The sequence below is a fragment of the Vibrio sp. 2096 genome (assembly GCF_033339595.1).
Lineage (GTDB): Bacteria > Pseudomonadota > Gammaproteobacteria > Enterobacterales > Vibrionaceae > Vibrio > Vibrio alginolyticus.
In genome coordinates this window covers 1-1,107 of record NZ_JAWOUX010000093.1, presented here as the reverse complement: position 1 = coordinate 1,107, position 1,107 = coordinate 1, and the positions used below count along the sequence as shown (strand labels likewise).

General features: G+C 48.8%; 1 protein-coding gene. It reads left to right on the top strand.

Annotated elements, in window-relative coordinates; genetic code table 11:
• Positions 1-1,107 (top strand): UbiD family decarboxylase (locus tag R7Q41_RS24300; RefSeq protein WP_318144741.1); only part of this gene is annotated, 1,107 nt, incomplete at both ends.

The following is a 1,107-nucleotide window of genomic DNA, read 5'->3' as shown; positions in this document are numbered from 1 at the left end:
ATTCAAACAAGTGTTGAATATGCCAGCCAAGCGACTGCGTAAAGCATCATGCCAAGACATTGTGTGGCAACGTGACGAAGTCGATTTGGATAGAATTCCGGTGATGAGTTGCTGGGCGGAAGACGTAGCACCACTATTAACGTGGGGTTTGACGGTTACCAAAGGGCCGAACAAAAAACGTCAGAACCTCGGTATCTACCGCCAACAAAAAATCGCCAAAAACAAAATCATCATGCGTTGGCTAGCTCACCGTGGTGGCGCGTTAGATTTGCGTGATTGGATGGAAACCAACCCGGGTAGGCCGTTCCCAGTTTCCGTGTCGTTTGGTGCCGACCCTGCCACTATCCTTGGTTCGGTGACGCCAGTGCCGGATACGTTATCAGAATATGCCTTTGCTGGTTTGCTGCGTGGCAGTAAAACCGAAGTGGTCAAATCCATCAGTAACGATTTGGAAGTCCCAGCAAGTGCTGAAATCGTCATGGAAGGGTACATCGACCCGAACGAGTTTGCCGATGAAGGCCCTTACGGCGATCACACTGGCTACTATAACGAAAAAGAAAAGCATCACGTCTTTACCATTACGCACATCACCATGCGTAAAGACCCAATTTATCACAGTACCTATACTGGTCGTCCGCCAGATGAGCCAGCGGTATTAGGCGTGGCACTGAATGAAGTATTCGTGCCAATTCTGCAAAAGCAATTCCCAGAGATTGAAGACTTCTACCTACCGCCAGAAGGTTGTTCGTATCGCATGGCCGTTGTAACCATGAAGAAGCAATATCCAGGTCATGCGAAGCGCGTGATGATGGGAGTGTGGTCCTTCTTGCGTCAGTTCATGTACACCAAGTTTGTGATTGTGTGTGATGAGTCGGTAAATGCGCGCGACTGGAATGACGTCGTCAAAGCGATGACCGAACATATGGATCCAGTGCGCGATACCTTGATGATAGACAACACGCCAATCGATTCTCTCGACTTTGCGTCGCCAGTGGTGGGGTTAGGTTCCAAAATGGGACTAGATGCGACTATCAAATGGGATGCGGAACTTGCAACACGTCCCCAAATCAGTAAGCAAGACAGTAAAGTAATAACAGAAGCCGATTT